20 protein-coding genes are annotated in these 14,375 nt (G+C 45.6%); all 20 read left to right on the top strand.

The window, feature by feature from the left end; genetic code table 11:
* Window positions 1-48 precede the first annotated feature (48 nt).
* The 20 genes from aroQ to GGR02_RS06015 all read left to right on the top strand — a co-directional run bounded on the left by aroQ (window position 49) and on the right by GGR02_RS06015 (window position 14,277).
* Window positions 49-507 (top strand): type II 3-dehydroquinate dehydratase, encoded by a 459-nt coding sequence (aroQ, locus tag GGR02_RS06110; protein ID WP_183183856.1) that lies wholly within the window; start codon window positions 49-51, stop codon window positions 505-507.
* Window positions 495-1,556 (top strand): M24 family metallopeptidase, encoded by a 1,062-nt coding sequence (locus GGR02_RS06105; protein ID WP_183183855.1) that lies wholly within the window; start codon window positions 495-497, stop codon window positions 1,554-1,556. Before aroQ ends, GGR02_RS06105 begins: the two co-directional genes overlap by 13 nt.
* Window positions 1,557-1,582: 26 nt before the next feature.
* Complete coding sequence (gene efp / locus GGR02_RS06100) at window positions 1,583-2,140, top strand: elongation factor P (RefSeq protein WP_183183854.1); 558 nt, start codon at window positions 1,583-1,585, stop codon at window positions 2,138-2,140.
* A gap of 106 nt (window positions 2,141-2,246) precedes the next feature.
* Entirely contained in the window at window positions 2,247-2,528 is a 282-nt protein-coding gene (locus GGR02_RS06095) for a YqhV family protein (RefSeq protein WP_183183853.1), read from the top strand.
* A gap of 12 nt (window positions 2,529-2,540) precedes the next feature.
* Window positions 2,541-3,461, top strand: a complete 921-nt coding sequence (spoIIIAA, locus tag GGR02_RS06090; RefSeq protein WP_183183852.1) for a stage III sporulation protein AA — start codon at window positions 2,541-2,543, stop codon at window positions 3,459-3,461.
* A complete protein-coding gene (gene spoIIIAB, locus GGR02_RS06085) occupies window positions 3,458-3,970 on the top strand; it encodes a stage III sporulation protein SpoIIIAB (RefSeq protein WP_183183851.1) in 513 nt (170 codons plus the stop codon). Before spoIIIAA ends, spoIIIAB begins: the two co-directional genes overlap by 4 nt.
* Before the next feature lie 19 nt (window positions 3,971-3,989).
* Window positions 3,990-4,196 carry a stage III sporulation protein AC gene (spoIIIAC, locus tag GGR02_RS06080; RefSeq protein WP_183184009.1) on the top strand — a complete coding sequence of 69 codons (207 nt, stop codon included), beginning with the start codon at window positions 3,990-3,992 and terminating at the stop codon, window positions 4,194-4,196.
* Window positions 4,197-4,202: 6 nt separating this feature from the next.
* A complete protein-coding gene (gene spoIIIAD / locus GGR02_RS06075) occupies window positions 4,203-4,607 on the top strand; it encodes a stage III sporulation protein AD (RefSeq protein ID WP_183183850.1) in 405 nt (134 codons plus the stop codon).
* A gap of 4 nt (window positions 4,608-4,611) precedes the next feature.
* Window positions 4,612-5,778, top strand: coding sequence for a stage III sporulation protein AE (gene spoIIIAE, locus GGR02_RS06070; protein ID WP_183183849.1), 1,167 nt, complete (start codon window positions 4,612-4,614; stop codon window positions 5,776-5,778).
* A 12-nt stretch (window positions 5,779-5,790) separates the two neighbouring features.
* Window positions 5,791-6,423, top strand: coding sequence for a stage III sporulation protein AF (spoIIIAF, locus tag GGR02_RS06065; RefSeq protein ID WP_183183848.1), 633 nt, complete (start codon window positions 5,791-5,793; stop codon window positions 6,421-6,423).
* On the top strand, window positions 6,407-7,036 hold the full coding sequence (spoIIIAG, locus tag GGR02_RS06060) for a stage III sporulation protein AG (RefSeq protein WP_183183847.1): 630 nt from the start codon (window positions 6,407-6,409) through the stop codon (window positions 7,034-7,036). Before spoIIIAF ends, spoIIIAG begins: the two co-directional genes overlap by 17 nt.
* 15 nt (window positions 7,037-7,051) lie before the next feature.
* Complete coding sequence (locus tag GGR02_RS06055; protein WP_183183846.1) at window positions 7,052-7,621, top strand: SpoIIIAH-like family protein; 570 nt, start codon at window positions 7,052-7,054, stop codon at window positions 7,619-7,621.
* Between the two features lie 220 nt (window positions 7,622-7,841).
* The gene (gene accB, locus GGR02_RS06050) at window positions 7,842-8,354 is read left to right on the top strand and encodes an acetyl-CoA carboxylase biotin carboxyl carrier protein (protein WP_183183845.1); all 513 of its coding nucleotides are present in this window, start codon (window positions 7,842-7,844) and stop codon (window positions 8,352-8,354) included.
* A 16-nt stretch (window positions 8,355-8,370) separates the two neighbouring features.
* The gene (accC, locus tag GGR02_RS06045) at window positions 8,371-9,723 is read left to right on the top strand and encodes an acetyl-CoA carboxylase biotin carboxylase subunit (protein ID WP_183183844.1); all 1,353 of its coding nucleotides are present in this window, start codon (window positions 8,371-8,373) and stop codon (window positions 9,721-9,723) included.
* A 13-nt stretch (window positions 9,724-9,736) separates the two neighbouring features.
* Entirely contained in the window at window positions 9,737-10,126 is a 390-nt protein-coding gene (locus tag GGR02_RS06040; protein ID WP_183183843.1) for an Asp23/Gls24 family envelope stress response protein, read from the top strand.
* A 394-nt stretch (window positions 10,127-10,520) separates the two neighbouring features.
* A complete protein-coding gene (gene nusB, locus GGR02_RS06035; protein ID WP_183183842.1) occupies window positions 10,521-10,919 on the top strand; it encodes a transcription antitermination factor NusB in 399 nt (132 codons plus the stop codon).
* Window positions 10,920-10,949: 30 nt separating this feature from the next.
* Window positions 10,950-11,807 (top strand): bifunctional methylenetetrahydrofolate dehydrogenase/methenyltetrahydrofolate cyclohydrolase FolD, encoded by an 858-nt coding sequence (folD, locus tag GGR02_RS06030; RefSeq protein ID WP_183183841.1) that lies wholly within the window; start codon window positions 10,950-10,952, stop codon window positions 11,805-11,807.
* 14 nt (window positions 11,808-11,821) lie between these two features.
* The gene (gene xseA, locus GGR02_RS06025) at window positions 11,822-13,174 is read left to right on the top strand and encodes an exodeoxyribonuclease VII large subunit (protein ID WP_183183840.1); all 1,353 of its coding nucleotides are present in this window, start codon (window positions 11,822-11,824) and stop codon (window positions 13,172-13,174) included.
* Window positions 13,167-13,397, top strand: coding sequence for an exodeoxyribonuclease VII small subunit (locus GGR02_RS06020; protein WP_066326138.1), 231 nt, complete (start codon window positions 13,167-13,169; stop codon window positions 13,395-13,397). The genes xseA and GGR02_RS06020 overlap by 8 nt, the downstream gene beginning before the upstream one ends.
* Before the next feature lies 1 nt (window position 13,398).
* Window positions 13,399-14,277 (top strand): polyprenyl synthetase family protein, encoded by an 879-nt coding sequence (locus GGR02_RS06015; protein ID WP_229706106.1) that lies wholly within the window; start codon window positions 13,399-13,401, stop codon window positions 14,275-14,277.
* The last annotated feature ends 98 nt before the right edge of the window (window positions 14,278-14,375 follow it).

The following is a 14,375-nucleotide window of genomic DNA, read 5'->3' as shown; positions in this document are numbered from 1 at the left end:
TATGATAAAATAAGGTTGTTTGAACATTCTTTGTAAGGGGCGGTGGCGATGGCACGTCTTCTTTTGCTTAACGGTCCGAACTTAAACCGGCTTGGTAAGCGTGAACCGCACATTTATGGGAGCGACACGTTAAATGACCTTGAACAGCAACTCATTGCTTTTGCTGCGGAACACGGTGCGACGCTTACTTGTTTTCAAAGCAACCACGAAGGAGAGATTATTGACGAAATTCACGCGGCGGAAGGCACATACGATGGCATTATTTTAAACGCAGGGGCGTTTACTCATTATAGCTATGCCATTCGTGACGCAATTGCTAGTGTCAATGTCCCTGTGGTAGAAGTACATATTTCCAACATTCATGCCCGCGAGCCGTTTCGTCACGTATCGGTCATTGCGCCAGTGACGATTGGGCAAATTGTCGGACTTGGCTTTACCGGCTATCGGTTGGCCATTTTGGCGCTGTTAGAGAGAAAAGGGAAGGGAGAAGAACGATGGAAAAAATAGAGAAATTACGGGAACGATTTGCGGAATACGATATTGACGGCATGCTCATTACAAGTGGCTACAACCGGCGGTACATGACAGGGTTTACCGGGACGGCTGGCGTTGTTGTGATTGGGCCAAATCAAGCGGTATTCATCACCGATTTTCGCTACACTGAGCAGGCGTCTCGGCAAGTGGAAGGATACGAAATTGTTCAACATACCGGACTACTCATCGAAGAAGTGGCAAAGCAAGTCGAACGGCTTGGCATTCGAAAGCTCGGATTTGAACAAGACCATCTGTCGTACGCAACGTTTCAAACGTATGCAAAAGAAATAAAAGCCGAACTTGTACCTGTTTCCGGCATCATTGAAAAGTTGCGCTTGATTAAGTCCGCTGCAGAGATTAAGATATTAAAGGAAGCAGCAGAGATTGCCGATGCAGCGTTTGACCATATCATTCGGTTTATTCGCCCTGGCGTGACCGAAAGAGAAGTGGCGAACGAACTAGAGTTTTTCATGCGCAAACAAGGCGCTGTTTCTTCTTCTTTTGATATTATCGTTGCATCTGGCTATCGTTCGGCGTTACCGCATGGAGTGGCAAGCGACAAAGTAATCGAAAAAGGGGAGTTCGTAACCCTTGATTTCGGCGCTTATTACAAAGGCTATTGCTCCGACATTACGCGAACCGTTGCCGTTGGTGATATTACTGACGAATTAAAACAAATTTATGACGTCGTATTGCAAGCGCAATTGCGCGGCATGGCAGGCATTAAGCCAGGGATGACTGGTCGTGAAGCGGATGCGCTTACTCGTGACTATATTACAGAAAAAGGATACGGCGAATATTTTGGTCATTCAACTGGGCATGGCATCGGACTTGAAGTGCACGAAGGACCAGCGCTATCTGTTCGCTCGGACACGGTGTTAGAGCCGGGAATGGTTGTCACAGTAGAGCCAGGCATTTACATAGCGGGGCTAGGCGGTGTGCGCATTGAAGACGACACGGTTGTCACTGCGGACGGTAACGAATCGCTGACTCGCTCACCAAAAGAGCTGATTATTTTATAATATTGGAAGTAGGAGGACATTGGTCGATGATTTCAGTAAACGATTTTCGCACAGGACTAACGATTGAAGTAGATGGCGAGATTTGGCGCGTCATCGAGTTCCAACACGTAAAACCAGGAAAAGGGGCAGCGTTCGTTCGTTCGAAGCTGCGCAACCTTCGCACAGGCTCGATTCAAGAAAGAACGTTCCGTGCCGGTGAAAAAGTGAACCGCGCTCAAATTGACAACCGAAAAATGCAATATTTATATGCGAACGGTGACCAGCACGTCTTTATGGACACGGAAACGTACGAGCAAATTGAACTTCCTTCGCAACAAATCGAGCATGAATTAAAGTTTTTAAAAGAAAGTATGGAAGTATTCATTATGATGTACCAAGGCGAAACAATTGGGGTAGAACTTCCAAACACAGTAGAACTTAAAGTCGTGGAAACAGAGCCAGGCATTAAAGGCGACACTGCTTCTGGCGGCTCGAAACCAGCAACGTTAGAAACAGGCCTTGTCGTCCAAGTGCCGTTCTTCGTCAACGAAGGCGACGTTCTCATTATTAATACAACAGACGGAACATACGTTTCTCGCGCGTAACAAAAAACTCCTTGCTATTTTAGCAAGGGGTTTTTTTCTTTTCCCTACTTCTGAAATAAAAAAGTGCTGCATAGGTTGTACTAATCATATTTTTTAGGGGGATTCGATGAAACGGTGGCTCGCGCTATTCGATGCAACAGTTCTTTCGATGGCAGGGTTGCGGGTATTATCTGCGGCTATTGAATTGACAGCGGCAATAACGATGCTCCTGTTAAACGATGTAAAAAAAGCGGTGGCCGTCAACGCGCTACTTGCGGTCGTCGGCCCAATCATTTTTATTGCGACGATGACGATTGGTCTTCTTTCGCTAACGGACGAGCTTTCTTTTGCCAAATTATTTTGGATTGGGCTTGGTGTCGCGTTCATTCTCTTTGGAATTTATAAATAGGAGGCAGGGCGTATGCAACCAATTATAGACGTGTTGCCAAAAACCATTGCGGACGTACTAGAAAAATGGTCATTTCCGTGGAAAAACGAAATCGAGGAAATCCGCCTTCGCGTCCAGCGTCCGTTAGAGGTGATCGCGAAAGGAACCCCGTACTTTCTTCCTTACGAAGTTACTGCCGACGACGGTGTCCACCTGTTAAACAAGCTTAGCCACTATTCGATATATGCAATGGAAGAAGAATTAAAGCGCGGATTTATTACGATTCAAGGTGGACACCGTGTTGGGCTGGCAGGAAAAGTGATTACCGATGGGGGAAGCGTGAAAGCGATTCGCTACGTGACTTCCTTTAATATACGCGTTGCTAAACAAAAAATTGGCATCGCCCAACCGTTAATTCCATATGTGTATGACGGGCGCTGGTGCCATACGATGATTATCGGCTCTCCGCAAACAGGAAAAACAACGCTTCTTCGCGACATTGCCCGCACGATTAGTAGCGGTGTCCCAGCGAAAAACATCTCGGCGCAAAAGGTAGGCATTGTCGATGAGCGCTCGGAAATTGCAGGATGTGTCAAAGGCATCCCCCAATTTGAATTAGGGAGCCGGGTCGATGTGTTGGATGCTTGTCCGAAAGCAGAGGGAATGATGATGATGATTCGTTCGATGAGTCCGGACGTACTCGTTGTCGATGAAATTGGGCGCTTAGAAGATAGTGAAGCGATATTAGAAGCCGTCCGTGCGGGGGTATGTGTATGGACGACTGTTCACGGGAAAGACTGGGACGATGTTGTCAACCGTCCGACGTTGCGTGCGCTTATCGAGCAACGCGTATTTGAACGCTTTATTGAATTGACGAACGACCGCGGCCCAGGGACTGTCAGACGCGTACTCGACCGGTCAGGAACGGTGCTATTTGCGGAGGTGGGAAGATGAAATGGTTTGGCGCATTGCTGATTTTGCTTGCGACGACATGGAGTGGCTTTGAAGCAGCCCGGCAGTTGAACGAACGTCCTCGCCAGTTACGGCAATTAAAAACAGCGTTGCAAGCGCTTGAAGCAGAAATTATGTATGGCCACACCCCGCTCACAGAAGCGTCGCTGCATTTAGCAAGACAACTTGCTTTCCCGTTTTCCCGCCTATTTGAACGGTTTGCTGAAAAACTGAAGACGGGGGAAACGAACGTCTGTGAAGCATGGGAAGAGAGCTTACGGGCGATTTGGCGGGCGACTGCTTTAAGACAAGGAGAATTTGAAGTGATGAAACAATTTGGCGAAACGCTAGGCCAATATGACCGAATCGCTCAACAAAAACAAATTGCCTTGGCGCTTATTCACCTTGACCGCGAAGAGCAAGATGCACTTGACAAAAAAATGCGCTATGAAAAGATGGCGAAAAGTTTAGGCTTCCTTGTAGGCTTGCTTCTTGTGATTTTATTGATTTAACGCTAGGAGGAAAACGATGATGGGAATCGATGTCGATGTTATTTTTAAAATCGCTGGGGTGGGGATGGCAATTGCTTTGCTACATACCGTACTAGAGCAAATGGGAAAAAAAGAATTTGCCCAATGGATTACGCTTATCGGCTTTATTTACATTTTATTTATGGTCGCCTCTGTTATTAGTAGCTTATTTCAAAAGATAAAAGACGTATTTTTGTTCCAACGTTAGGGGGAGATGGCGATTGAAATGTTGCAAATTGTCGGCATAGGGTTAATCGCCACGTTTTTAGTTATGTTGCTAAAAGAGCAAAAATCCAGCGTGGCGTTTTTATTAACCGTATTTGTTGGGTGTGCCATTTTTCTTTTTTTAATTGACCAAATTAGCGCGATTTTGCATATGTTGCAAAAAATCGCTTCTGACACGAACATCAACATGGTGTATTTTGAAACGATTTTAAAGATTATCGGTATTGCCTATATTGCAGAATTTGCGTCGCAAATCTCGAAAGATGCCGGGCAAGGTGCCATCGCTTCAAAAATTGAACTAGGCGGCAAAATTTTAATTTTAGCGATGGCTATCCCTATTTTAACCGCCATTATTGAAACGGTAATTGGGTTGATTCCTTCCTCAAGGGGGTGATGGATTGAAAAAAGCGATCATCTTGTCGTTAGTTGCCGCTTCCTTTTTTTTATCGCCATATATAGTACAAGCTGCCCCTAACGAACAGCAAATGGCAGAAAAACAGCTAGAAGCAATCGATATAGGAGATATCCAAAAGTATTGGAACGACATTATTGTCAAATACGGTGGGTTTTTGCCGGAAAGTCAAAAAGGCTCGTTAATAGAATTTTTGCAAGGAGAGAAAGAATGGTCGTTCAACGCGTGGTTGACCGCCTTGTTAAAGTTCCTTGTCTATGAATTGCAAGCAAACGGCAGGCTGCTTGGCATGCTTATATTATTAACTGTGTTTAGCATGTTTTTACAGTCGCTGCAAAATGCGTTTGAACAGCAGGCGGTTAGCAAAGTCGCCTATGCGGTCGTCTATATGGTGTTAATGATTCTTGCGCTCAATAGCTTTCGGTTGGCAATGGAATACGCCCAAGAGGCAATTCAAACGATGACCCATTTTATGATTGCCCTCATTCCGCTCTTATTGGCATTGTTAGCTTCTTCTGGTGGGCTTGTTTCAGCAGCGTTTTTTCATCCGATGGTCCTTTTCCTCATGAATGTAACCGGAGCAATCGTCGAATACATTGCTTTGCCGCTTTTGTTTTTAGCAGCGCTATTAAATATCGTCAGCACGCTGTCTGAACATTATAAAGTGACGCAATTAGCGGATTTATTTACGAAAGTAGCGATGGGGGCGCTCGGGGCGATTTTAACAATTTTTCTCGGCGTCATGTCAGTGAAAGGAGCAACGGCAGCGATCGCAGACGGGGTTGCGTTACGAGCGGCTAAATTTGTTGCTGGAAATTTTATTCCGGTAATCGGAAAAATGTTTACCGATGCAACCGATACCGTTGTTACTGCTTCCATGTTATTAAAAAATGCGGTTGGGGTTGCTGGGGTCGCGTTAGTGCTCCTGATTGCTGTTTTTCCAGCTATAAAAATTTTTATCATCTCCTTTGTCTATAAATTATCGGCAGCTGTATTGCAGCCGCTTGGGGGCGGTCCTGTGATTGCTTGCTTAAACATTATTAGCAAAAGCGTTCTCTATATTTTAGCAGCGTTAGCGATTGTTTCGCTCATGTTTTTTCTTAGTTTAACGGTCATCATTACCGCGGGAAATATTACGATGATGGTACGTTAAGGGGGAGAAGCGATGCACGCTATCATTTCATGGGTCACGACCATTATTGTGTTTCTTTTGTTTACGATAGTCATTGATTTATTGCTACCATCTTCAAGTTTTCAAAAATATGTAAAAATGGTAATCGGGCTTATTCTCCTTCTTATCATGCTATCGCCACTACTAAGCATTTTTTCACTCGACGTGGATCGCCTTTTAACAACAGTGACCACAGGAGGAAGTGAACAACAAGAAATGATGAAAAATGAGTTAGAACAAAAGAAAAAAGAAATACAAGCCTCACAACGTGCATATATTTTAGAACAAATGGCTGTCCAGATGAAAAAACAAGTAGCTGGGGAGTTGATGAAACAATATGGATTGACGGTGCAGCAAATTACTTTACAAACAACTGAACGTTCTTCGCTGCCAACTTCGGACGATATTCAAACAATTGAAGTAGTTGTCAGCCAACAGCACACACCAACACAACAGACCATTCAACCAGTGATAATCGATGTGTCAAAACCTATTTCCACCGATGGAGAAAATGAAGCATTGCGAAAAACGCTCGCATCATTTTTCGCCACGAAATGGGGGGTACACGAAGAAAAAATCATTGTCCAAATGGAAGGGAGGGACTGGGGGGATGCTTCCGTACATTAAGCGATGGCTTGGACTATCGGAAAACGAAACAAAAGAAAAAAAACCTATCTCTGCGATTTACGTATTGCTTCTTCTCTGTATCGGCGTGTTGGCCATGCTTATGAGCCATCCGTGGAAAGACCAATCATCAACAAACGTTGTCGCGGTTTCAGGAAAAACGGACAACAAAGCGGTTGAAACGTTCGGAAAAACGTCGGATACGAAAGCGAAAGTCATTGCCGAGTATGAACAGCAATACGAGGAGCAGCTAAAAGCAGCGCTAGAAGCGATCGAAGGCGTACAAGATGTGACAGTCGTTGTCAACGTCGATGCAACCGAAGTAAAAGTATTAGAAAAAAACCGCGTCACTCAGCAGCAAACAACGGATGAAACCGACCGCGAAGGTGGTAAACGGAAAATCGAAAACCACTCGTTTAACGAACAAGTGGTGATGACTCGTGACGGAGAAGGGGAACAACCAATTGTTGTCACAACGAAAAAACCAGATATTCGTGGGGTGCTCGTCGTTGCGAAGGGGGCGGATAATTTACAAATTAAACAATGGATTGTCGAAGCGGTAACACGCGTCCTCAATGTCCCAAGTTATCGCGTCGCCGTCTTGCCAAAAAAATAAGGGAGGTTGATTTACATGCTAAAAAAACAAACAGTTTGGTTATTGACAATGTTAAGCCTAGTAGTTGTATTGTCTGTCTATTATGTGACGGCTCCAAAAGATATGAATGATAGTGTCGCATTTATGAATGATCAAACGAAAACAAACGACGGGAAAGAGAAGGCAAAAGGGGATGCAGCTGTACAAGAAACGGAAGCGAAAGGTGAAAAAGTTACATCAAGCATTGCTAGCGATGATGTTTTTACCGCTTTACGTCTGCAAATTGAGGACCAGCGCAGCCGTTTGCGCGACCAACTAAATGCGGTTGTTGCCTCAACAAGTGCGACGGCGGAGCAAAAAAGCGAAGCGATGGATAAAATTCAACAGCTCGAAGCACTTGCCGAGAAAGAAGCAACGCTAGAAACGCTCATCAAATCGAAAGGTGGATATGAAGACGTTCTCGTTCGCGCGGACGGTGATACAGTAAGGGTAACCGTCAAAGCAAAAACAAGCTCTAAGCAAGCAGCAAATGAAATTATTCAGCTTGTCAAGAGCGAATTAAAAGATATGCAAGATATCGCGGTCGAATTCCAACCGACAAAATAAGAAAAAGCTGGCTTCTGTCATAGAGGCCAGCTTTTTTTCGGAAACAGTGCTTATTTTATTTTTCATAGTGGAAAAATGATTTTAATGCTATATAATAATAATTGTTTGTATGACTAGGTAGTAAACTTACCGAAAAGTCATATTCTATTGTTGAACAAGAGGGAAGGTCTGTCGTATGATGGTAGTATATGACACAATTTTGGGGCGAGAGGTGTGAATGATGTTGAAAATTCAAGAAATTCGTGAACTGATTCGATTGATTGACCAAGCAAATATTGAGGAATTTTTATATGAGCATGAAGGAACAAAAGTACATATGAAAAAACCAGCCGGCACGCCGGTGGAAACCGTTGTCCAAACGGTCGTTGAAGCACCGAAAGCGGTTGTGAAAGAAGCGGCAGCGCCTGTACAAGAAGCGACGCAAATGCCGACAGCGCCGGTGCAAGAAGCAAAGCAAGCAGAACCGCCAAAACAAGAAGTAAAAGCCGACAATTTGCATAAAATTACATCGCCGATGGTCGGAACGTTTTACGCTGCGCCATCTCCAGATGCCGCACCGTATGTCAAAGTAGGCGATAAGGTGAAAACCGATACGATTGTGTGCATTATTGAAGCGATGAAACTCTTTAACGAAATTGAAGCAGAAGTGAACGGCGAAATCGTCGAAATTCTTGTCCAAAATGGCCAGCTCGTCGAATACGGACAACCTTTATTCCTTGTCAAGCCAGAATAAATAAGGGGGACGAGCCATGATTAAAAAATTATTAATAGCCAATCGGGGGGAAATCGCCGTTCGCGTCATTCGAGCGTGCAAAGAGCTTGGCATTGAAACGGTGGCGGTATTTTCGGAAGCCGACCGCGAAGCGCTCCATGTCCAACTGGCGGATGAGGCGTATTGTATCGGACCGACCGCTTCCAAAGACAGCTATTTAAATTTCACGAACATGATGAGTGTCGCGACATTAACGGGCTGTGATGCCATTCATCCAGGATACGGCTTTTTAGCGGAAAACGCTGCTTTTGCTGAACTTTGCCGAGAATGCAACATTACATTTGTCGGCCCAAGCCCGGAAGCGATTACAAAAATGGGGATTAAAGATATTGCGCGCGAAACGATGCGCGAAGCCGGTGTTCCGATTGTTCCAGGCTCTAAAGGAATCATCGGCACAATCGATGAGGCGGTTGCGCTAGCGAATGAAATCGGCTATCCGGTCATTATTAAAGCGACAGCAGGCGGCGGTGGCAAAGGAATTCGCGTTGCGAGAAACGAGCAAGAGCTAGTGAAAGGCATTAACATTACCCAGCAAGAAGCAGCGACAGCGTTTGGCAATCCAGGGGTGTATATCGAGAAATATATCGAGGATTTCCGTCACGTGGAAATTCAAGTGCTCGCGGACTCTTATGGAAATGTCATTCATTTAGGCGAGCGGGATTGCTCCATTCAGCGCCGGTTGCAAAAACTTGTCGAAGAAGCTCCTTCGCCAGCGTTAGATGAGGAAATGCGCAAGCAGATGGGAGAAGCGGCTGTAAAAGCAGCGAAAGCCGTGAATTACACAGGTGCTGGGACGGTCGAGTTCATTTTTGACCATAAAGCGAAAAAGTTTTATTTTATGGAAATGAATACGCGTATCCAAGTCGAGCATCCAGTGACCGAATTAATTACAGGCGTGGACTTAATTAAAGAGCAAATTCGCGTCGCTTCAGGTGAAAAGCTGTCGTTGACGCAAGACGAAGTGACGTTTAACGGCTGGGCAATTGAATGCCGAATTAATGCGGAAAATCCGGAGAAAAACTTTATGCCATCGCCGGGGCGCATTCAAATGTACCTTCCGCCAGGAGGATTAGGGGTGCGCGTCGATTCTGCGGCTTATCCTGGCTATACGATCCCGCCGTATTATGATTCGATGATTGCGAAGCTCATCGTCCATGCACCGACGCGTGAAGAAGCGATTGCGCGCATGAAACGAGCGCTTAGCGAATTTATTATCGAAGGGATTCATACAACGATTCCTTTTCACTTAAAATTATTAGAGCACGAGAAATTTGTGCAAGGAGACTTCAACACGAAGTTTCTTGAGTTGTATGATGTAATGAAATCATAGGAGGTGCTGTCAAATGTCTGAGCACGTATTTGAAATGGGGCAAGAATTGACGTTAGGAAAAGTAGAAATTGCTCCGGAAGTGATTGAAGTGATTGCTGGCATTGCCGCGAGCGAAGTGGAAGGCGTTGCCCAAATGCGCGGAAACTTTGCAGCGGGGGTTGTAGAACGGTTAGGCAAGAAAAACCACGGAAAAGGCGTGAAAGTCGATATCCGTGAAGATGGGGTTGCTATTGACATTTATTGTCTCATTCAATTCGGTGTATCTATTCCAAGCGTGGCGAAAAAAGTGCAAGAGAACGTGCGCCAAGCGCTATTTAACATGACAGGATTAGAAACGAGCGAAATTAATGTACACATCGTCGGCGTTCAATTTGATACAGGAAAACAAGAAGAAGTAGAATAAGCAAAGGGGGCAAAAAATTGCCCCCTTTGTCTTTTGACGAAAATTTGTTATCTTAAAGAGCGGAGGAAACTGGGGGATTCTCGAAGCGAAGGACGGTTCGAATCTGCGTAAGAACGATTTCTATTCGTAAAAACCGATAATTTTATCTATCTCCTTCATGATTTGTACGGATTATAGTGTCGTTTATCACAAAAATATGGTATCATCATCATAAACGTTCGTTTATAAGAAAAGCGGAGGCGACTGGTTAGCCCCGACAGGCGCTGAAAGACCCGCGAGGAGGCTGTTGCCGCCGCAGCGGGTCGGAAGCGTCCCGAGGGGCTAGGAGCCGCAGCTAGACAAGAAAGAAAAGCGGAGGCGACTGGTTTGTCGCTAAGGAACAAGGAGGGAAACGATGAAACGACATACAGCAAGGGAAAAAGCACTTCAAGCGCTGTTTCAAATTGACGTTGGCCGGATTGAGCCAGAAGAAGCGATGCAAAATATCGTCGACGGCGAGGAACTCGATCCGTTTTTTCGTCAGCTCGTACTTGGAGTTGTTGAACATCAAGCAGAAATTGATGAGCTATTGCGCAACAACTTAGAAAAATGGACGTTGGAGCGGGTGGCAAACGTCGATCGTTCCATTTTGCGCATGGCAACGTACGAAATGAAATATGTAGACGACGTTCCGGTGAGCGTAAGCTTTGACGAAGCGATTGAATTGGCAAAAAAGTTTGGCGATGATAAATCAAGCAAATTTATTAACGCCGTGCTATCAAAAGTAAAAGCCACATTAAATATTTCTCAGTGATAAACGACACAAAAGAGGGGAGCAGGAACAATGGCAGCACAAATCATTAATGGAGTAGAATTAGCAAGCGCAAAACGGGCGCAACTAGCAAAAGAAGTAGAAGAATTAAAAAACTTAGGAATCGAGCCAGGCCTTGCCGTCATTCTTGTTGGAGATGACCCAGCGTCCCATTCGTATGTCAAAGGAAAACAAAAAGCGTGTGCTGAAGTCGGCATTCGTTCGACGCTTTTAACGTTCCCAGCAACAATTACCGAATCAATGCTGTTAGAACAAATCGACCAATTAAACCGCGACGAAACGGTGCACGGTATTTTAGTCCAACTACCGCTACCAAGCCATATTAACGAACTAAAAGTAATCGAGGCGATTGCTCCAGAAAAAGATGTCGACGGCTTTCATCCGATTAACGTCGGGCGCATGATGGTCGGACAAAAAGCGTTTCTTCCATGTACGCCGTACGGCATTTTATTTATGGTGCAATCGCTTGGCGTAGAAATTGCCGGAAAGCATGTCGTTGTCGTTGGACGAAGCAACATTGTCGGAAAACCAGTTGGTCAGCTCTTTTTACGCGAGCATGCGACAGTGACGTATTGCCATTCGAAAACGAAAGATTTAGCTGCCATTACTCGCCAAGCCGACATTTTAATTGTCGCGGTTGGAAAAGCGAACCTTATCGGGGCAGAGCATGTAAAAGAAGGCGCGATTGTCATTGACGTCGGGGTCAATCGGTTAGAAAATGGCAAGCTTTGTGGAGATGTTCGTTTTGACGAAGTAAAAGAAGTCGCAAGCTATTTAACCCCTGTGCCAAAAGGCGTTGGCCCGATGACGATTACGATGCTCCTTCATAATACAGTCGAAGCAGCGCGCGATGCGCATCAACAACAATAAGCGAGGAGAATGTTGTGGCAGATATTAAATATGTAACGGTAACCGCGCTAACGAAATACATTAAACGAAAATTTGAAGTCGACCCCCATCTACAAGATTTGTGGATCAAGGGGGAAATTTCTAATTTTACGTCCCATTCGCGCGGCCATATGTATTTTACGCTCAAAGACGAAAATGCGCGCATTCAAGCGGTTATGTTTGCTGGTTATAATCGCTACTTAGCATTCCGCCCCGAAAACGGCATGAAAGTGCTTGTGCGCGGGGAAGTTTCTGTGTACGAACCGAGCGGTAATTACCAAATATATGTAAAAGAAATGCAACCGGAAGGCATCGGCAATTTATATTTAGCGTATGAGCAGCTAAAGCAGCGACTAGAAGCAGAAGGGCTGTTCGCGAAAGAACATAAGCAGCCGTTGCCGGCGTTCCCGCGCTATATCGGGGTTGTCACTTCGCCAACTGGGGCAGCGATTCGCGACATCGTGACAACGATTCGCCGCCGCTACCCACTTGGAACGATCATTTTGTTCCCGTCGCTTGTTCAAGGGGAACAAGCCGCTGATTCGATCGTCCGTTCGATCGAGAAAGCGAATGCGCTCGGCTATATTGACGTGTTAATCGTCGGTCGCGGCGGTGGTTCGATCGAAGAATTGTGGGCGTTTAACGAAGAAAAAGTCGCACGAGCGATTTTTGCCTCACGCGTGCCGATTATTTCGGCGGTTGGGCACGAAACGGACTTTACGATTGCCGATTTTGTCGCCGATTTGCGTGCGCCAACGCCAACGGGGGCCGCAGAACTGGCAGTGCCGAACGTCGCCGAACTCGCCGAACGCCTCGCGCAGCGAAACGTCCGCTTAATTCGTGCGATGAAAGAAAAAATGACGACGGAATCCGAGCGGTTGCGCCGTTTGCAAACATCGTATGCGTTTCGCTATCCGAAAAAGCTATATGAACAAAAAGAACAGCAGCTTGACATATTGCTTGAGCGGCTAACGCGGAACACCGAGCGAATGATGGAACGGAAAGCCGAACGTTTGGAACAACTACATGTCAAATTAACCGCACACCATCCGGCAGAAAAAATAGCACAACTGCTAGAAAAGCAACAAACGCTTACGAAATCGCTAGAAAAAGGAGTAAAAGCGCTATTGCAGCAAAAACAATGGCAGTTTACGTCGCTTCTATCTCAGCTGCATGCCTTAAGCCCGCTAAAAATTATGGAGCGCGGCTATAGCTTAGTTTATAATGAAAAAGAAGAGTTGATTAAAAGCGTCCGGCAAGTACAGCCAGGCGATGCGATTCAAGTGCGCCTACAAGACGGGCACCTTGACTGCCATGTCTTTGGAATGGAGGAAGTTATTTATGAGTGAAGAAAAAGAATTAACGTTTGAAGAAGCGATGAAACAGCTCGAAGAAATCGTTGGAAAGTTGGAAGCAGGCAACGTTCCATTAGAACAGGCGATTGCTTTTTTCCAAGAAGGAATGCGGCTATCGAAATGGTGCCATGACAAATTGCAACATGCGGAAAAACAAATGGAGTATATTTTGCGCGAAGACGGACAATTAGCGCCTTTCTCCATTGAGGAGGAGTAACGTGTTAGTCGAGCAATTTTTACGGGAACAAAAACAGCTCGTGGAAAAAGAACTGTCACGCTATATCACGATGCTACACGCGCCGGATACGTTAAAGCAGGCGATGCTTTATTCGCTCGAAGCTGGGGGGAAGCGCATCCGTCCGCTCCTTTTATTGGCGACGTTGCATGCGTTTCAAAAAGAGCTAGCGCCCGGCTTGCCAGTTGCTTGTGCGATTGAAATGATTCATACATATTCGTTAATTCACGATGATTTGCCAAGCATGGATAACGACGATTTGCGGCGCGGAAAACCAACGAACCATAAAGTGTTTGGCGAAGCGATGGCGATTTTAGCGGGAGACGGGCTGTTGACACATGCGTTTCAAGTCATTGCCGATGCCCCAAACATTCCCCCCGCAACAAAAATTGCCTTAATTGCTGAGCTCGCCAAAGCGGCAGGTCCAGAAGGAATGGTTGCAGGACAAGTCGCCGATATGGAAGGAGAAGGAAAGCAGCTTTCGCTCACGGCACTCGAATACATTCACCGCCATAAAACGGGGAAAATGCTTCAATATAGCGTCTTAGCTGGGGCGCTATTAGCCGAGGCGACTGATGCACAACTTGCGAATTTGGATGCGTTTGCGTCCCATTTAGGGCTTGCGTTTCAAATTCGCGATGATATTCTTGACATTGAAGGGTCGGAAGAAAAAATTGGCAAAAACGTCGGCAGCGACGTTGCGAACGATAAAGTGACCTATCCATCGCTTTTAACGATGGCAGGGGCAAAAGACAAATTGCGTTTTCACATCCATGAAGCAAAACGATATTTGCAAGCTGCCAACGTGCAAGACGACGTATTGCGCTACATTTGCGACTTAGTCGCTACGCGCGATCATTAGCGAGTATGAGTAAAATGTTTGTGGGAGGAAGCTAAATCCTCTTCCATATGTTTCAAGGGGAGGATTCCTTGAACAGAAGGGGGATGAGCAAAAAAGAT

The sequence above is a fragment of the Anoxybacteroides voinovskiense genome (assembly GCF_014196205.1).
Lineage (GTDB): Bacteria > Bacillota > Bacilli > Bacillales > Anoxybacillaceae > Anoxybacteroides > Anoxybacteroides voinovskiense.
Note: the sequence above shows the minus strand (reverse complement) of the source record. Positions and strands in the feature narration are given on the sequence as shown.